Annotated in this window: 17 protein-coding genes; all 17 read right to left on the reverse strand. The window is 42.8% G+C overall.

Features of this window, described 5'->3' with window-relative positions; translation table 11 throughout:
* Positions 1-61: 61 nt before the first annotated feature.
* Positions 62-1,186, reverse strand: a complete 1,125-nt coding sequence (locus tag AC1MBV_RS11675) for a Nif3-like dinuclear metal center hexameric protein (RefSeq protein WP_480948781.1) — start codon at positions 1,184-1,186, stop codon at positions 62-64.
* Positions 1,187-1,212: 26 nt separating this feature from the next.
* Entirely contained in the window at positions 1,213-1,920 is a 708-nt protein-coding gene (locus AC1MBV_RS11680) for a tRNA (adenine(22)-N(1))-methyltransferase (protein WP_480948351.1), read from the reverse strand.
* Between the two features lie 290 nt (positions 1,921-2,210).
* A complete protein-coding gene (rpoD, locus tag AC1MBV_RS11685; RefSeq protein ID WP_255745394.1) occupies positions 2,211-3,317 on the reverse strand; it encodes an RNA polymerase sigma factor RpoD in 1,107 nt (368 codons plus the stop codon).
* 21 nt (positions 3,318-3,338) lie between these two features.
* Entirely contained in the window at positions 3,339-5,147 is a 1,809-nt protein-coding gene (gene dnaG, locus AC1MBV_RS11690) for a DNA primase (RefSeq protein ID WP_255745396.1), read from the reverse strand.
* Between the two features lie 37 nt (positions 5,148-5,184).
* A complete protein-coding gene (locus AC1MBV_RS11695; RefSeq protein WP_255745398.1) occupies positions 5,185-5,634 on the reverse strand; it encodes a YaiI/YqxD family protein in 450 nt (149 codons plus the stop codon).
* A gap of 370 nt (positions 5,635-6,004) precedes the next feature.
* The gene (ccpN, locus tag AC1MBV_RS11700; RefSeq protein WP_255745400.1) at positions 6,005-6,640 is read right to left on the reverse strand and encodes a transcriptional regulator CcpN; all 636 of its coding nucleotides are present in this window, start codon (positions 6,638-6,640) and stop codon (positions 6,005-6,007) included.
* 42 nt (positions 6,641-6,682) lie between these two features.
* Complete coding sequence (recO, locus tag AC1MBV_RS11705) at positions 6,683-7,435, reverse strand: DNA repair protein RecO (protein ID WP_480948352.1); 753 nt, start codon at positions 7,433-7,435, stop codon at positions 6,683-6,685.
* Positions 7,436-7,476: 41 nt separating this feature from the next.
* Positions 7,477-7,632 (reverse strand): YqzL family protein, encoded by a 156-nt coding sequence (locus AC1MBV_RS11710; RefSeq protein ID WP_480948353.1) that lies wholly within the window; start codon positions 7,630-7,632, stop codon positions 7,477-7,479.
* A 97-nt stretch (positions 7,633-7,729) separates the two neighbouring features.
* On the reverse strand, positions 7,730-8,635 hold the full coding sequence (gene era, locus AC1MBV_RS11715; protein ID WP_255745406.1) for a GTPase Era: 906 nt from the start codon (positions 8,633-8,635) through the stop codon (positions 7,730-7,732).
* On the reverse strand, positions 8,632-9,027 hold the full coding sequence (locus tag AC1MBV_RS11720) for a cytidine deaminase (RefSeq protein ID WP_255745408.1): 396 nt from the start codon (positions 9,025-9,027) through the stop codon (positions 8,632-8,634). Before AC1MBV_RS11720 ends, era begins: the two co-directional genes overlap by 4 nt.
* Positions 9,028-9,050: 23 nt before the next feature.
* On the reverse strand, positions 9,051-9,422 hold the full coding sequence (locus tag AC1MBV_RS11725; protein ID WP_255745410.1) for a diacylglycerol kinase family protein: 372 nt from the start codon (positions 9,420-9,422) through the stop codon (positions 9,051-9,053).
* Position 9,423: 1 nt separating this feature from the next.
* Positions 9,424-9,900 (reverse strand): rRNA maturation RNase YbeY, encoded by a 477-nt coding sequence (ybeY, locus tag AC1MBV_RS11730; RefSeq protein ID WP_255745411.1) that lies wholly within the window; start codon positions 9,898-9,900, stop codon positions 9,424-9,426.
* Entirely contained in the window at positions 9,897-12,047 is a 2,151-nt protein-coding gene (locus AC1MBV_RS11735) for an HD family phosphohydrolase (RefSeq protein ID WP_255745412.1), read from the reverse strand. Before AC1MBV_RS11735 ends, ybeY begins: the two co-directional genes overlap by 4 nt.
* A gap of 91 nt (positions 12,048-12,138) precedes the next feature.
* Entirely contained in the window at positions 12,139-13,098 is a 960-nt protein-coding gene (locus AC1MBV_RS11740) for a PhoH family protein (RefSeq protein WP_255745414.1), read from the reverse strand.
* 126 nt (positions 13,099-13,224) lie between these two features.
* Positions 13,225-14,439, reverse strand: coding sequence for a sporulation protein YqfD (yqfD, locus tag AC1MBV_RS11745; RefSeq protein ID WP_255745415.1), 1,215 nt, complete (start codon positions 14,437-14,439; stop codon positions 13,225-13,227).
* A 15-nt stretch (positions 14,440-14,454) separates the two neighbouring features.
* Positions 14,455-14,736, reverse strand: coding sequence for a sporulation protein YqfC (gene yqfC, locus AC1MBV_RS11750; protein ID WP_255745416.1), 282 nt, complete (start codon positions 14,734-14,736; stop codon positions 14,455-14,457).
* Positions 14,737-14,934: 198 nt separating this feature from the next.
* Complete coding sequence (locus AC1MBV_RS11755; protein ID WP_255745417.1) at positions 14,935-15,393, reverse strand: hypothetical protein; 459 nt, start codon at positions 15,391-15,393, stop codon at positions 14,935-14,937.
* Between the last annotated feature and the right edge of the window lie 15 nt (positions 15,394-15,408).

Here is a 15,408-nt window from a genome sequence, read left to right on the forward strand (position 1 = left end):
TCTCCCTGCTTTTTTTTGCAGTTTCAACTCAGATTCTATCTCTCAGTTCTTTTATTGCTGCTTATACAACAAAATGAAACGGGTTGGTGACCGATTCTGAAACAAGTACCTCTGTGTCGCATTTTTCTTCTGCAATCACTTTAGTTAAATAGTCATGAACACCTTGCTTCATTACAGATTCAATATAATGTCCGGCATCAATGACGTTCAAGCCGCACAGCAGCGCGTCATGGGCCGTATGGTAATAGATGTCACCTGTAATCAAAACATCTGCTCCGCGATACTTGGCATAGGGAATCAAGCTGTTTCCATCGCCTCCAGAAATTGCAATGGTTCTTACCTTAGCATCTGCAGGTCCGATTGCCCGGAGACCTTCGAGGCCAAGCTGCTTTTTCACAATTTGGCAATAGGTTTCAAAAGGCAAAGCTTCAGGAAGCTTTCCAATTCTTCCAAGTCCATATGCTTTCCCTTCATTTTTTAATGGAATGGCCTGATAGACCGGCTCCTCATATGGATGTGCTTTGATCATTTTAGAAATGATTGATTGCAGCAAATGATCTGGTGCGATTGCTTCAATTCGTTCTTCCTCCGCCTTCTCAGCTTGTCCTATCTTCCCTAGAAAAGGCTGTGCGCCTGATTGGGGCAGAAATGTGCCTGTTCCCTTCACACTGAAGCTGCAGCTGCTGTAACAGCCGATCTCTCCGGCACCCGCATCGCCCAGAACTTGCCGAATCGCTTCAGCATGGCTTTCCGGTGCGTATACAGTGATTTGATAAAGAGGCTCATGATAAGTAGGCTGAAGTATCTCTGTATCCGTCAGTCCAAGCTGAGCAGCTAACATATCGTTCACTCCTCCCTCTGCAATATCGAGATTGGTGTGTGCTGCATAAACAGCAATATCGTGTTTTACACATTTGGTGACAATTTTTCCCTGTCCTTCGTCAGAACGAACATAGTTAAGCGGATGAAAGATGAGCGGGTGATGAGCAATGATCAGATCGACATGTTTTTCAGCCGCTTCATCCGCAACATTCTCTAGTACGTCGAGCGTAACCATGACACGTTTTACTTTTTTATGCAAGCCGCCGACCAAGACACCAATTTTATCTTTTTCATAGGCTAGCTTTTTAGGTGCCCATTCTTCAAAACGCTGAATCAGCCGCTCTCCGGATATCCATTTTTCCAACTCAACCGCTCCTTTTTCAAAAAAGTCTAATTCTCGCTCAGACACATTCGGATTAAATGCAGCTCGCATTCGCTTTCTTTCTTTTTTCGAGCAAGTTCAGCCGTTTGTTCTGCCTGGCTGAGTGCCTGTAAAATTCCGATTAACCGTTGCTCCCGTTTTTTCCATTTCTTAAGAAAAACTGATTCTTTTCTTGAGGACAGAATCGGGCCCATTTTCAATTCAAGCTCGGAAAGCTTTCGTACAGCCGTCTCTTGCCTTGCCTTAATGATTTCATAGATATGCGGCGATTCATCAACAATCGTTTCATTTACAATTGTCCATCCATTTTCATTCAACCATTTTCGGACGCGTGCTTCCCGAATATTAGGCTGCAAAATTAAGACGGTTTCTTTACCGATTTTCTCTTTACCGCGTTCCAAAATATCCGTAATCAGTTCGCCGCCCATTCCGGCAATGACAATTGTATCTGCTTCGCCAGGTTCACGGATGACATCAAGACCGTCTCCAAGTCGGACATCAATGTACTTTTGAAAACCAAGAGCCGCGATATTTGATGTCGATTGATGAAGCGGTCCTGAACGCACCTCGCCGGCAATGGCTTTTGCCGCTCGGCCATCTTGAATGGCTCGGCAAGATAAATGTGCGTGATCCGATCCGATGTCTGCTAAGCATGAAGACTTAGAAATAAATTGAAGTACTGCTTCCAATCGAGGAGATAAATGTATCGTATCCATAATCACAATCCTTATATTTTTCATCACTATACCAACAGTTATCGTATCACAAACGCTTAAAAACCCCAATTCAAGTTCATCTGAAAAAAAATATGATGTTGAATAAAATTTGATAACGTTTTCATTTTATATTAAAATAAAAGAAAAAGGTATATTTAACCGCTACCTTTTCCAAATTAATCCAATTACTATTTGCATCTTCCTGTTAAACTCTTTAAAATAAATGACAAAGAGATCGTTGAAATTCGTGATCTAGGCTAAAAAAAATGCCCCCCGATGGGAGCAACCGCTCAGTCAAGAAAATCCTTCAATTGTTTGCTTCTGCTTGGATGGCGGAGCTTGCGCAATGCTTTAGCTTCGATCTGACGGATACGTTCCCTTGTGACTCCGAACACCTTGCCGACTTCTTCCAATGTCCGTGTTCGTCCGTCATCAAGACCGAATCGCAGCCGCAGTACATTTTCCTCGCGATCTGTGAGTGTATCGAGAACGTCTTCTAATTGTTCTTTTAACAGCTCATAAGCAGCCGCGTCAGAAGGTGCTTTCGCATCCTGGTCTTCAATAAAATCACCTAAATGCGAGTCGTCTTCTTCGCCGATCGGCGTTTCAAGCGAAACCGGCTCCTGCGCAATTTTCAAAATTTCTCGCACTTTATCCGGTGACAGTTCCATTTCTTTGCCAATTTCTTCAGGTGTTGGTTCGCGCCCCAAATCCTGAAGCTGCTGCCTCTGAACCCGAATCAGTTTATTAATGGTTTCCACCATGTGCACCGGAATACGAATGGTTCGCGCTTGATCAGCGATCGCCCGAGTAATTGCTTGACGAATCCACCATGTAGCATACGTACTGAATTTAAAACCCTTTGTATAATCAAATTTTTCAACGGCTTTCATTAAGCCCATATTGCCTTCTTGAATAAGATCGAGAAAAAGCATTCCTCGGCCAACATAGCGTTTTGCAATACTGACTACAAGTCGAAGATTTGCTTCAGCTAGTCTCCGCTTTGCGCTTTCGTCGCCGTCATTGATACGTTTTGCCAGCGTAATCTCCTCATCCGCAGACAAAAGATCAACACGCCCGATTTCTTTTAGATACATTCTAACGGGGTCGTTAATTTTGACACCCGGGGGAACGCTGAGATCGTTCAGATCAAATTCCTCTTCTTTATGCTTTTCACCGGAAGCCGGTCCTTCAGATTCATCCGAGACATCAATACCTTGATCGGCAAGAGCCTCATAAAATTCATCCATTTGTTCCGGTTCCTGATCAAATGGAGCAAGTCGGGTCGTGATTTCCTGGTAGGTGAGAGAACCTCTTTTTTTGCCAAGTTCAAGTAGTTGTTCTTTCTCCTGGTCCACTGTTAATTCTTGATCCGTCTTGCTGACTTTTCCAGCCATTTGACCCCCTCCTTCCAAATCCTAATCATCTTCCGCTTGATAATGGCCTAACTTTTTCTTCACACTGATCATCTCGGACAGCAACCGGGCAGCAAGTTCATAATTTCCGCTTTGCTCGGCTTTTTTTCTCTGCTCTTCCTTATCCGCAACCAGTGACGATTTAGAATGCCTGATGACTTGACGAATACAATCTTCAATTTCCCTCTCATCCACCTGATCACTCATCGGCATCAAGGACAGCTCCGTAACCTTGCGTTGCAGCGCCGGATCTTCCAGCTTTTGCAGAAAAAGTCCTTCATCCGGTGGATTTCCTTGTGCATAGTAAGCATAAAGATACGCAGCCAGGGCTTGATGGATATCATTGGTAAAAGAACCGCCTATTGTATCCTGAACTTGATCGGAAATCTCCCTGCTTCTCATCATTCTTGCGAGCAGTCTTCGCTCCGCCATCTCATAGGCAGGTGGGATCCGATTGCTCCGGACAAGCGGTGCGGTATGCGCAATTTTCTTTTCCCGCCTTTGTACCATGACGCTCATCTGGTGCAGCTGTTTTTTCAAGGAATCAAGAGAAATTGAAAATTCCTCCGAAAGCAATCTAAGATAGTGATCGCGTTCGACTGCACGATGCTGAGCAGTCAATTCTCTCAATACATCTTCAATATAGAGGAGGCGATCTCCTTCATCACTTAGATTCCTTTTTCTCCGGAGATAGTTCATTTTGAAAGTCATCAGTGTTTGACTTGCCCCTATTACATCACTTTTAAATCGATCGCCGCCAAACTTGCGAATGTAGTCATCGGGGTCCATACCTTCCGGCATCGTTGCTATTTTTATGACTTTACCATTTTTCTGAAGCATCTCGGCTGCTCGAAAGCTGGCTTCAATACCTGCAGTATCTGAGTCATAGCAGATAATGATTGTATCAGCCATTCGCGTCAGTGCCGCTGCTTGTGCCTCCGTTAGAGAAGTCCCCATCGATGCAACGCTGCAGGTTACCCCTGCTTGATGTGCGCGCACAACATCAACATAGCCTTCAAGAAGCACTGCCAGACTGTTTTTACGAATTTCCTGCCTAGCCAAATGATAGCCATAAAGTATATTGCCTTTATGAAAGACATCAGATTCAGGCGAATTCAAATATTTGGGTTTATCCTCTCCGAGTGTCCGCCCACCAAAGGCAACCGTTTTGCCTCTCATATTGAAAATCGGAAAAATAATTCGGTTTCGAAACCGATCAAAATATTTGTTGTCGAAACCGCGTTTCTTAATCAAACCAACATGCTCCATCAATTCAAGGCGGATGCCTCTCTTCTGAAGCAGTTTCGTAACAGCATCCCAACTTTCAACTGCGTAGCCAATACGGAATCGTTCGATCATTTCAGACGTAAATCCACGTTCCTTAAGATATTTAATTCCCGGCGAGCCATACTTTGCAGTTGTAAGTAAATAATGATAAAATTTTGTTAACAGTTCCAATCCTTCGGTGATTTGTTTCTTCTTTTGATCGTTTGGATTCGGACGATCATTTTTCGCAAAAGAAGGCCCTAAATCAATATTCGCACGATCCGCAAGAGATTGGGCGGCTTCCGAGAAAGACATACCTTCGATTTCCATAATGAATGTGAACAAATTGCCTCCGGCTCCGCACCCGAAACAGTGATAAAGCTGCTTATCCGGCGATACGGAAAAAGAAGGTGTACGTTCAGAATGGAATGGGCAAAGACCGGTATAATTCGTTCCTTGCTTTTTTAACTGCACATAGCTGCCAATTACATCAACAATATCCAGAGATTTCCTAATCTTTTCAATTACATGTTCCTGAAGTTGCAAAAGGCATGCACCACCAGCATTCTTACTTATTTATATCCTAATGATCGAGTTGGCATAACAGTTTTGTTAAAGCTTCGGAAAAATATTTCCGGTTTTGACTCGTAAATGGTCGAGGTCCCCTCACTTTTTTTCCGGCATTTAATGCTTGATATGCCTGATACCTGCGTTCAAGCAGCATATTCACGTTGCGCTCATCAATCAATAGACCGCGTATGTTCAGAACAAAAACACGGCGTTTGGTAAGCAATCCGGCAAGCCCCATATCTTGGGTTATGACAACATCATTAGCAGATACATGATTCACAATATATAGATCGGCAGCTTCCTTTTCTTGATCGACAAATACCCATGTTCCCTCCCTGTCCAGTGAATAACTGGCATAGGAAGCGACAAAAACGGGTTCCAAACCAAACGAGCGCGCAATCATTATTGTTTCTTTTTTTACAGGACATGCATCTGCATCGACAAATAACATGATTTTTTTCATCATATTAAGCATTCTCTATTTCCTGCCAAAAATCCTGCATGTACTTTTATGTTTTTATTTTTTAAATAATGTCACAAATTGTCGAATAAAGTAGAGGACAACAAGATATTATTATAAACTAAATTTGATTATTAAGACAGAGAAAACCATTTTCTTTTTTTCTTATTAATAAATTTCATTATAATAGACAAGGCGGCGGACTATTAATCAATTGCTCAGAAAACCTTGAATAACTATGTAATTAATTCTTCCTCACGCGGCAAAAATTGAGTGAGGATAGTGTAACGAAACAGCATTTAATCTTCAAAAAGAAAGTTTAAACATGAACCGGCGTCAAAAATTTAGCCCGCCAATCGGCGAGTTTTTTTATTTATTTTTTGAGATTGCCATTATTCGCAAGGCTTACAAAAGCCTTTGTGATATTTGTTTTCGTCATGCGGCCGATAACCTCAAATCCATTCGCTTTTGGACGCACAACAGGAACAGCATCAATTTCTTTCGTAATCAGCAGCAAAGCAACATCCAAGACTGTATCGGTATGTTTACAGTAGGCAATGTTCGGCATTCGCGACATAATGACACTGACCGGAACCTGATTCATGTCCTGCGAACCAATTGCAGTTCTCAGTAAATCCTTTCTTGATAGGACCCCTGCTAATAATCCGTCATCATTAACCACAAACAATGATCCGACGTCCTCAACAAACATCTCACACACTGCTCTGTATGCAGATGCATTTTCAGTTATGACAACGGGGGAGGAATGAAAATTCTTGACTTTAAGCTTGGCAATTTCTTCAGAAAGAATGGTTTCTGACGTTTGGCCTGTGTAAAAGTAACCTACTCTCGGGCGTGCTTCAAGAAATCCGGACATCGTAAGAATAGCCAAATCCGGCCTAAGCGTTGCACGTGTTACTTTTAAATGTTCTGCAATTTGTTCTCCAGTAATTGGTGCCTGATTTTTGACAATGTCTATAATTTTATGTTGTCGATCAGATAGATCCAAAACAGTCCCCTCCCCAATTGTTTTCGAACCTCTGTTTAATCGTTAATCATTCATCTGATCAAATTTAGATAATTGTTCGATAAAACGTCTCGAACGAAGTTTAATGCCTGCGTTTTGCTCATAATAAGCATATATGATTGATACGATCTCGCCAATAGTTTTTGCTTTTAAAGAGACTTTTCCTAATCTGTCGAGAGGCACGGCGCGTATTAACGGCAGTAATTTTTGAACCGTCCGGCTCATAACAAGAGCGTATTCATCCAATTTCGCACAATCTGCACACAGAAAACCGCCTTCAGAAATAGAAAAAAGATAATGTTCTTTTTTATTGCCGCAATGTATGCAACGCCCCAACTCAGGATCAATTCCGGCAAGAGGCATCATTTTCAATGCATACATCGATGACAGCACAGCGGGATCAGTACCTTTTTCCATCAGAAGTAGTGTATCACGCAGTAGATGATAATGGCCTTGTGAAGGGCGGCCGTCTTCTGTGAGCCGGTCTGTGAGTTCTAAAATCACTGCAGCATGTCCCATCTTCTCAATATTCTCTCTTATTGATCGGAACGGATTCAGCGTTTCAGCTTGATAAAGCACGCCAAGGCCTCTGCTTTTACTAAAAAGGCAGAGGCCGTAGAAGAGAACTTGACTCACCGCGGAAAGCGGATTTTTCGGTTTTTTGGCTCCTCTCGCCATTAACCCGATTTTGCCGAACTCTTTTGTGTATAGCGTTACTATTTTATTGGTTTCTCCATAATCGGTAGTACGAATGATAATGCCTTCCGCTTTGGACATCATCGTGATCACATCTTCCCTATTACTGGCCGATTGCCTGCTTAAGCCCCGGCATGTTCCTTCATTTCATCCATCCTGCAGTCCGGCTGAGTTTGCTCTTCGCCTTTGTCCTTTTCTATTTCTTTAATCAAAAGGTAAGATCCAATCGTTCCTGTCATACAAAATAACTTCCAACTGAGATCCAACATGTTTCTCATCCTTCCCATCTTTTCTCCTCACTAATAGCGTGGACGAAAAGCGCAGAAACATGTGAAGAAATGATTGTCAATTAAGTTATGGATGAGTGGGTACCCATTAATCATCTTGAATTGTGTAGCCGAAGTTCTTGAGTTCCTCTTCTTTATCGCGCCAATTCTTATCCACCTTTACCCACAGCTCCAGGAAAACTTTGGATCCAATTAAGGCTTCAATCTCCTTACGTGCCAACGTTCCGATTTCCTTTAGCATACTGCCTGACCTTCCAATAATAATCCCTTTTTGAGAAGATCGTTCAACCATAATTGTTGCTTGAATTTCTGTAAGATGCCACTTCTCATCCACTTTCATTTTGTCAATGACAACAGCGATGGCATGCGGCACTTCATCACGGGTCAGATGCAGAATCTTCTCACGTATTAATTCCGCGACAATAAAACGTTCCGGATGATCGGTAACCTGATCATCGGGATAATACTTTGGACCTTCTGGAAGATAATGGCTGATTTGATCCATGAGTGTTGTGACATTTTGGCCTTGAAGCGCTGAGATCGGTATAATTTCTTTAAAAGAATAGAGCTGACGATAACGATCAATAAGGGGCAGCAACTCGTCCGGGTGCACTTTATCAATTTTATTGACAATTAGAAATACAGGTGCATCTGTCTTTTTCAAAAAATCAATAATAAACTGATCGCCTCGCCCATAGCCTTGCTCAGCATCAATAAGAAATAGTACAAGATCTACTTCATTCAATGTAGCAAGTGCAAGCGAGGTCATCATCTGTCCAAGCTTGTGCTTCGGTTTATGTATACCCGGTGTGTCGATAAATACAACTTGCTCGTCATCGGTCGTGTAAATACCGTGAATCTTATTTCGTGTTGTCTGCGCTTTATCACTCATAATTGCAATTTTCTGTCCGAGTACACGGTTCAGCAAGGTTGATTTCCCTACGTTCGGCCGACCGACAATGGCTGCAAATCCTGATTTAAATACCTTACTCATTTCATGTCCTCCGATACGAATGCACCTGGCAGCAGCTGAGCAACCGTGGTGATTTCTGTAATACCTTCTGTGTTCGCCAAAATAACACGCATGTCAGCTGGACACAATTCACTCATGACTTGTCTGCACGCGCCGCACGGAGGCACAGGGCGGCGACTTTCAGCAATCACTGCAATAGCCGTATAATCATGTTCCCCCTCTGAAAATGCTTTAAAGATTGCTGTTCGTTCGGCGCAATTGCATACCGAATATGCAGCATTTTCAATATTGCATCCGGTAAACACTCTACCCGATTTTGTGAGCAGAGCGGCGCCAACTTGATAATGAGAATATGGCACATAAGCCATCTGCATCGCCCCGCGGGCAAGTGAAACAAGCTTTTTGTCATCCATCTATTTACACACTCCTATTATTTTTACGTTAACTTATTCACAACAATAACGATAAATACGGCTACTGAAACAACCGAGAACCACCAGACAGCAGCGGCTGCTGCGTCCTTAGCAGCCTTAGCCATCGGATGCTGCTCTTGCGTAACCAAGTCGACAACCCGCTCAATAGCCGTGTTAACAAGCTCCAGGCTGATCACTCCGCCAATTAAGAGAAACACAATCATTAATTCAATTGGCGACACATGAATGATGATCGAAAAGATAACAACAGCAACCGCAGCGAAAATCTGAATATGAATATTCCGTTCCTGCACAAATGCAAGAATGAAACCGGATATTGCATCCTTAAAACTCTCAACAAGATGTTTGTGTCTCCGAGGATGATGGCCGTTCATCTTAATTCCTGCTTAATCCGAACGAGGAGAGAATAGTTTCCTGAATGCCAAACATTTCTTTCTCCTGTTCCTTAGTTTGATGATCATAGCCGAGTAAGTGAAGCAAGCCATGAATCACGAGAAAGCCAAGTTCACGTTCAAATGAATGATTATATTCAGCTGCCTGTTCATGAGTGCGCTCAACCGAAATAATAATATCTCCAAGTACTCTTGGTTCTCCTTCTTCAGGCAGAATCGGCACCTCATCCTCTCCCATTTCTTCAAGTGCAAATGAGATCACATCGGTTGGACGGTCAATTCCGCGATAGTCGCGGTTAATAACCTGAATTCGTTCATTATCAACAAACGTGAGCGAACACTCAATTTCGCCCTCTAAATCCAAATAATCTGCTGCGTGATCAAGAAGACCGATCACACTTTCTTGTACTTTTTCATTAATTTCTCCAGTTTCATCATGCATATCAATTGTCATTGTCATTTTGTGTTCACCTTTTTCATTTTGAGGTCTTTGGGATATTCAATACGGGAATGGTAAACACCTCTCAGTGTTTCATCGATCGATTTCTCCACACTTTTCAGCTCTTTCAATGTAATTTTGCATTCATCAAACTGACCGTCGCTCAATCGATCATTAAAAATGCTTTTCACAAGATTGTTTACCTTAACCGGATTTGGTTTTTTCATGGCACGAACAGCAGCCTCTATACTGTCGGCAAGTTCGACAACTGCAGCTTCCTTCGTCTGTACTTTAGGACCCGGATATCGAAATTCACTTTCATCTATCGGCTTATCACTTTGTTCCTGCGCTTTCACATAAAAATATTTCAGCAAAGTGGTTCCGTGATGCTGCTCAGCAATGTCAATGATTTCTTTGGGCATACGATATTGGCGCAAAATATCAGCCCCATCATAGGGATGAGAAATAATAATCGTGCGGCTGAGTTGCGGCGAAATTTTGTCATGGGGATTGACCCCGTCCATCTGATTTTCAACGAAAAATTTCGGCCGTTTCGTTTTGCCTACATCATGATAATACGCTGCAACACGGGCAAGCAAACCATTTGCTCCAATGACTTCGCACGCACGTTCCGCTAAATTAGCTACCATGAGACTGTGATGATAAGTTCCCGGTGCTTCAATCAATATCTTTCTGAGCAGCGGATGATTCGGATTTGACAACTCGATCAAACGAATCGGCGAGAGAATGCTGAATCCTGTTTCAAATAGAGGCATCAAACCATTCGTAAGGATTGCCGATAGAAAACCAGATAATGCAGCAAAACCAAGGCTGAGGCCGGTGTTTAGCGGTGAGAACGGTGTGTTTTGGAACATTAATAATGAAAGAACAACGAGCACATTCACGAGGGCTATGAGCCCGCCGGTTTGGATAATTTTCGGGCGGGCCTGGCGCTTCCGCAAAACCATTGCACCTGCCAGCGAAGAAAAGAATAAATAAATACCTAATGTCGAATCAAAAATTGCTGCCTTTGCACTGATTCCGAACAAGACACTGCCGACCACTGAAAGAAGAAAGCCTGAGACAATGGCTATTCGTTCATTGAGCAGAATTCGTATCATCAGTGACGCCATGGCCAGTGGCACAAGAAAGCTGATCCCCGTTAAATTGGTGAGTTTAAGATAGCTGCAAAGCTTTATGAGCGCGGCAGCTCCTGAAAAAATGATTGCATAGATATATAAAAATTTCACTGAATACTGCGGATGCTTCTCTTTAAAACGATAATATTCGAACCAAAAAATAAACATAATAAAGCCGGTGAAAAGGAGAAGTCCGACAAAAGGAATGATATTAAAATGATCATCAAGCAAGCCGACCAGCTTAAGCTGACGTATCATATCATTTGTAATCAGTTCACCCTTTTTTACGATAACCTCGCCTTGGTGAATCACCACGTTGTCAACGTTTCTTGCAGCTTCCTGTTTATTCTGTTTTGTCGCGTTAGCATCAAAAGAATAATTAGCCGTGATGTAAGAATGCAGCACATCGTTCAAAGCACCTCGTATACTGTCGTTCAATACTGAGGACGGCAAGGAGGCCGATGCTTTGTCCTGAACACGTTCCAGATCATTCCAACCGACTTTATCGTTCATTGCTTCATAGATACCGGTGCTTGCAATATCCTCAGCAATTTGCAGATTATGGTCCGATGCCGTAAGCAGAGCAGTCAGTGTATTGTCTGATAAATGGGAATCAGCTGAATCTGAAAGACGTTCCGATATCATTTTAATCGCTGTATTGATCTGATCCTGATCCGAATCAGCAGATATCTTTTGCTCCTTTTTTACTGACGCAATTGTGTCAAACAGATCGCCGACTTTTTCAACCTGCATAAGCCCGAGATTTTTATTATAAGCGTAGGCGGACGGTGTTGATCCGATCGCTTCCTGCCGTTTCGCATGCGTTGCTTGAGTATCTACTGTATCAATTGGCGACTGTATATCGGTGGTTGCTATTTCATGAAGCTTCACATTCGGATTTTTGGGCAGGACACTGCCGATCATCAGCCCGTACAAAATGAGACCGACAATGAGCAGAATACTCCAATCAGCTAGATACGTTAGAGCAAATCGTTTTATTTTTTGTTTGAATTGGATTTGTGATGTCATTGCTGCGCCTCCGCAACTTGTTTCCACTGCTTAGCCGGCAAACAAACCGGACGAGCCTTTCTCAATTGCGAATCAGACGTCCTTTCAACAGTCAGTCGCCATATGCTTCAATAATTTTTTGCACAAGCGGATGCCTTACAACATCAGTGCGATTTAAATTAATAAAAGATATACCATCGACATGTTCCAGTAATTCTTTAGCCGTCTTCAGTCCTGACTTTTTTCCCTTCGGTAGGTCCACTTGGGTCACATCACCTGTAATAATCATTTTCGAGCCGAATCCAAGACGTGTCAGGAACATTTTCATTTGCTCCTGAGTTGTATTCTGTGCCTCATCCAAGATGACATAGGCATCTTCCAAGGTCCGCCCTCGCATATAAGCAAGCGGTGCTACTTCAATTGTCCCACGTTCAATTAAGCGGAGTGTGTGTTCCGAACCCAGCACGTCGTGAAGCGCATCGTACAGAGGCCGCAGATACGGATCGACCTTCTCTTTTAAATCTCCGGGAAGGAATCCAAGACTTTCTCCGGCTTCCACTGCCGGCCTTGTTAAAACGAGACGTTTGATTTTTCCCGCTTTCATTGCGGTCACCGCCATAACGACCGCCAAATATGTTTTTCCTGTTCCTGCTGGACCAATAGCAAACACCATGTCGTGTTTTCTGATTGCCTCAACATATTGCTTTTGACCAAGTGTTTTGACACGAATAGGTTTTCCTTTGCTGTTGGTCGTGATTTCATTCTCATATAAGCCGCCAAAGGCTTCCAACTGGCCGTTATCAGCCATTTTGAGCGCATAGACCGCATCTCGCCCTGTAATGGAGATTCCTCTTCTTATCAGGCTCAGAAGCGCACTCAGCACTTGTTCAACTTTACGTGCATCTGCCTCGCTCTCTGCTGAGACACTAACTGATCCGCCTCGCGTTACAATTGAAATACCAAGTGTCTGTTCAATTATTTTTAAATGTGCATCTCCTGGTCCGAAAAGCATCAGCGCTTCGTTTCCATTTTCAAAATCCAGTGTAATTTTATATAAATGGCGTTCTGGCAAGCTCTATGTGTCCTCCTCAAAAATCAGTAGCGTTTCCATCATTTTACCATATCTCGATGTTTAAATTCCAATCCGTTTTGATGTACATCTCCGAAGGCTCGCAAAAGAAAAACGGATGCACGTTTGTCAATCCGTTTTCTGCTTCATTTTTTTCGTCTCTTTTTTTACATCAATTGCTTTAGATTCGGCAATGTTCTCATTCACGACTTGGTGCGTTCGGATATAAAGAGTGTTATTCACGACTTTTTTATAATCGACTGCAGAAGTTATTATTTTCGATTCTTTTGGAAGGCTGTCCAGTAATTTTTTATCGGAAGACTCAATAGCATCCTTGATTGCCTGTTTCTGCGTTAGTTTACGTTCGACTGTCTTCTTTTGTCTGTAGTCTTCCCGAATAAACGCAAAGGGGGTCTTCCAGATCAGAAAACGAATCGGCTTTTTAGTGGTTTCACGATCGTACTGCTTGAAGGGCTTAGACTTGATTCCCCATAGCGGTATCTGTGCCTGCCACATCTTTACTTTATATTTAAAATAAACGTTGCCGGAATAAAGCGTATAATGGCTGACAAGCGGAATTTGTGCTTCTGAATGATACCAAGTTTCCCCGACTACTTTTCCTTTTGCGGAAACAAATCGAGAGAATTTCTCATTTCCAATCTTGCCGCTGACTAATACTTGGCCTTTTTTCACAAATTGGTCGCTTTCAACAACAGGTTGTCCGGTTTCAACAAATAAACGCTGAACAACCGCTTGCTTGGTTGCGACAAGATTTCTTGGCCCTGCAACCGATTTCGGCTTCGGATATTTCTTTTGTACAACGCTGACCTTATAGGTGGTACCCTCCTTTGAAACGCCGATCCATGTCACTTTAGTCAATTTTGTCGACAAGGCGCTTTCAAGATGACCGGTATCTGGAATAAACAGGTCAAGTGATCCCTCATATAAATGATTCTGTTTCAGAATGCTGCGGATTTGCGTCTCCAATTTAACATCTGCGCCGTCAATTCGGATCGACCACACCATGTTCGAAAGGATGAGCAGCAGCAGAATAAAGAATATAAAACCCACTGTAATTCCCAACCGCAGCTTTATTTTCTTCATAAAAAAGGGCAGGCCTGCTTTTCTAAGAATACGAATTCGGCAATCCGAGGCCTTGAGCCACTTCTTTAAAGTATTCGAGTCGGCAAGTTCTATAAAACAAATGAGGGTTGTCTCATTTTTGCGCACAATATGCCATATTTTCACGTGTTCGCGCATACATAGGCGGATAAATTTTTCGGGATCTTTACCAATGATCTCTGCTTTTAAATAGCCCTCTGCACGATGAAAAGTATGCTTCAACCTGCCAGCCTCCCTTCAGTTATCCACAAATCGAACATCATTCACCTGTCCTTGAAGAACGATTTCTTTCTCTAAAATAGTCTCCAGAACAAAATCATCACCCGCAATATGAAGCTCGCCTTTGCTCAGTGCGAGTCTCAGTTCAGTTTTTGAAAACGCGAGAACACTTTCGTAGTTTTCTATGGAGAGACGGAACTGGCCGATTAAGGTTAGACGAGGCACACCCAATACAACATCTTCAGGAATGTCGGACACTTCGGCAAACCATTTTTTAAACTGAGCGCTCCATTTTCTCATGATCTCTCTCCACCTCTTTACAACCTTATGAGCAAAGAATGGCGGCTAGCACTATGAATCTGCCAAATTGCCGAGAAAGTCTGATGAGAGTGTGACCTGGCTACGCCTTATATTATTTTTTTGATCTTTATATTTTCTTAGCTTGTATAACTAAAAAGATCCGTCAGCCATTTCGGCTGCGGATCTTATCGTTATTGGTTAACGTATTCGTTTTTTCACAAAAAAAGGATGCGGTTGAACGGCTCGCGGTTTCCCAATGCATTCTGAAAAAATAAAGGCTTGGCGCAGCGCATCTTGATTCCGGCTCCATCCCGTTCCAGAATTTCCAGATATAGAAGTTCTCGGTGTATCTCGCATCCCGCCTGCTGCTTTTTTGCTAGAAGACTGGTCGATGCGTTTCTTAGTTTCATAATATTGCTTCATGAATTCATTTTCTGCGGGAATATCAGCAGATGCCTGTTCAGTTACCGAATCAGATTTCCGCTGTGCTGTTCTGCTGGGCTCAGAACGTTGTCGTACGGTCCGTTGAACCTGAGGCCGTGCAGTTCCTGACCTTCCGCGTTCCTGACGACGTTTTTGTTCTTCAGCATTTTGCTTTTCAACAGACTTCGCTACATAAAAAACTAACAATATGACGAGTCCGATAACCCAAACCATTGCCTCGCCTCCTTT

The organism is Sporolactobacillus sp. PKPK-6 (assembly GCF_056678885.1).

What these genes read in the sequence shown, in the direction of transcription:
- AC1MBV_RS11695 (WP_255745398.1), bottom strand. Translation starts at nt 5,634, where the DNA reads ATGAAAAAAATCATGTTATTTGTCGATGCAGATGCATGTCCTGTAAAA.
- yqfC (WP_255745416.1), bottom strand. Translation starts at nt 14,736, where the DNA reads ATGAGAAAATGGAGCGCTCAGTTTAAAAAATGGTTTGCCGAAGTGTCC.
- AC1MBV_RS11680 (WP_480948351.1), bottom strand. Translation starts at nt 1,920, where the DNA reads ATGGATACGATACATTTATCTCCTCGATTGGAAGCAGTACTTCAATTT.
- AC1MBV_RS11755 (WP_255745417.1), bottom strand. Translation starts at nt 15,393, where the DNA reads ATGGTTTGGGTTATCGGACTCGTCATATTGTTAGTTTTTTATGTAGCG.
- AC1MBV_RS11725 (WP_255745410.1), bottom strand. Translation starts at nt 9,422, where the DNA reads ATGAACGGCCATCATCCTCGGAGACACAAACATCTTGTTGAGAGTTTT.
- AC1MBV_RS11735 (WP_255745412.1), bottom strand. Translation starts at nt 12,047, where the DNA reads ATGACATCACAAATCCAATTCAAACAAAAAATAAAACGATTTGCTCTA.
- era (WP_255745406.1), bottom strand. Translation starts at nt 8,635, where the DNA reads ATGAGTAAGGTATTTAAATCAGGATTTGCAGCCATTGTCGGTCGGCCG.
- ybeY (WP_255745411.1), bottom strand. Translation starts at nt 9,900, where the DNA reads ATGACAATGACAATTGATATGCATGATGAAACTGGAGAAATTAATGAA.
- AC1MBV_RS11710 (WP_480948353.1), bottom strand. Translation starts at nt 7,632, where the DNA reads ATGAGAAACATGTTGGATCTCAGTTGGAAGTTATTTTGTATGACAGGA.
- recO (WP_480948352.1), bottom strand. Translation starts at nt 7,435, where the DNA reads ATGTCCAAAGCGGAAGGCATTATCATTCGTACTACCGATTATGGAGAA.
- rpoD (WP_255745394.1), bottom strand. Translation starts at nt 3,317, where the DNA reads ATGGCTGGAAAAGTCAGCAAGACGGATCAAGAATTAACAGTGGACCAG.
- AC1MBV_RS11720 (WP_255745408.1), bottom strand. Translation starts at nt 9,027, where the DNA reads ATGGATGACAAAAAGCTTGTTTCACTTGCCCGCGGGGCGATGCAGATG.